We start from the raw sequence: 2,171 nt of genomic DNA, 5'->3' as shown, positions 1-2,171 counted from the left end.
TCAGACGTTGCCCCCGAGCAAATCTCGAGGTCTCACTGGACCCGGGTCGAGATTCTGCCCGGCCTCGAGTTTCATGTTTCGAGCCGGCATCGGATTCCATCCCCAGCCCAGCTCGAGGAGCTCGTCCACTGGTGCCGTCGTCATTTCCGTCAAGAAAGGGAGGAAGACCATGCGTAACCCGACGTCTCAGACCGAGACTGCCGTAGGCCTCTTGGCAAAGAAGGGGGAACCGATTCCGCTCGAAGGGGTCCGGGTCGAGGCATCGATTCGAGATTTCTGCAGCCGAGTCACGATGACTCAGCGTTATCGAAATCAGGAGTCCCACCCCATCGAGGCGGTCTATGTCTTCCCGTTGGATGAGATGGCGGCGGTCTCCGGCTTCGCGGCCTGGATCGACGGTGTCGAGGTCTTTGGCGAAGTGAAGGACCGCGACGATGCGTTCGCCGCATACGACGACGCACTCGCCGAGGGCCATGGCGCCTATCTTCTCGATCAGGAGAAGCCCGATGTCTTCACCGCCAGCATGGGGAACCTCCCGCCCGAAAAAGAAGTGCTCGTGAAGCTGACCTACGTGGCCGAGCTCACCCGGGAAGGGGACGACCTTCGATTCGTTCTTCCCACGACGGTCTCGCCCCGCTACGCTCCGCCCGAGGATCTCAAGGGTGTCGGAAGGCCCCCCGCCGAGGCCGTGAACCCTCCCGTGGAATGGAGCGTGCCGTACGGTCTCGATCTCACGGTCTCGATCGACATGGGAAGCGCCATCCGCTCCGTCGAGTCGCCGTCGCACCCCATCGCCGTGGAGATGGACGGGCCGACCGCCACCGTACGGCTCGGAGAACGGCAGAGCGCGATGGACCGAGACTTCGTCCTTCTCGTCCGCCTCGCCGAGCCCGAAAAGCCCCGGGCGTGGATCGAAGAGACCGAGTACGGCGAGTCCGTCGCGATGATCGCGTTCCAGCCCAAGCTCGAGACCCAGGAGGCGCCCTGCGAGCTCGTCTTCCTCGTGGATCGATCGGGCTCCATGATGGGAACCTCCTTCGAGGAGGCCCGCAACGCCCTCCAGCTTTGTTTGAGAAGTCTTCCGGAGCAAACCTGGTTCAATGTCGTGGGCTTCGGCTCCAGCCATCAGATGCTCTTTCCCGAAAGCGTTCCCTACGGGGAGAAGACGCTGGCCAAGGCGAGCCGCCACGTCGAGAGCGTCCAGGCGGATCTCGGAGGGACGGAGATCTTGCCCGCGCTCGAATCCGTGCTCTCCGCCCCCGCGCGGACGGAGCTTCCGCGGCAGCTCTTCATCCTGACCGACGGCGAGGTCACCAACACCGAGGCCGTGATCGCCCTGGTGCGCAAGCACTCCGACACGACGCGCGTCTTCACCTTCGGAATCGGCGCCGGGGCGAGCCATCACCTCGTTCGCGGAGTGGCCCGCGCAGGCGAGGGCGCCGCCGAGTTCATCTCTCCGGGCGAGCGCATCGAATCGAAGGTGCTGCGCCAGTTGAAGCGAGCGATCGCGCCCGCTTTGACCGGCGTCCAGGTCGACTGGGGCGGGCTCGTCGTCAAACAGGCGCCCCATCGCGTTCCCCCGGCCTTCGCCGATGGAAGGCTCCTCGTGTACGGCTTTCTCCAGGATGCACCGCATTCCAACGAGACCGAGATTACGCTCCGGGCCACGGGCCCCGAAGGAGACGTCTCCTTCTCCGTTCCTTTCTCTTTCGAGAACGAGAGGCACGGCAATCTCATTGCCACACTCGCTGCCAGGACTCTCCTGAGAGATCTCGAAGAAGGCGCGAGCGAATTTCATGAGCGCGGTTCGCTCCAGCGACGAGCGGGCAAGGACCGCGTCAAAGAGGAGGCGGTGCGCCTCGGCGTGCGCTACGGCCTGACGTCCCAGTGGACCTCGTTCGTCGCCGTCGAAAGGCGAGATACGCCGGTGAAGGGCGAGATGCTGCTCCGCCGCATCCCCGTCGCCCTCACTCGCGGCTGGGGTGGTTGGGATTCCGCGCGATACGCATGCCTGAGACTTGATTCGTTCGCCGAGATGTCGAGTGCTTCCGATGATGTTGAATATTCTATCGCTCCAAGTTGTGCGGCTCCCCCGAGCATGGCCGACCGTTCATTTGACGAGCTCGTGCGCCTCCAACGCGCGGATGGGTCCTGGGACCTGAACAGAAACT

The 2,171-nt window shown here is 63.9% G+C and carries 1 protein-coding gene; it reads left to right on the top strand.

The features are described from left to right. Positions 1-169 precede the first annotated feature (169 nt). Positions 170-2,171 (top strand): VIT and VWA domain-containing protein (locus VEK15_19020; GenBank protein HXV62799.1); only part of this gene is annotated, 2,002 nt, incomplete at its 3' end.

This window comes from Vicinamibacteria bacterium, from assembly GCA_035620555.1.
GTDB lineage: Bacteria > Acidobacteriota > Vicinamibacteria > Marinacidobacterales > SMYC01 > DASPGQ01.
The sequence above is the reverse complement of the archived record's forward strand: the minus strand, read 5'-3'. Positions and strand labels throughout refer to the sequence as shown.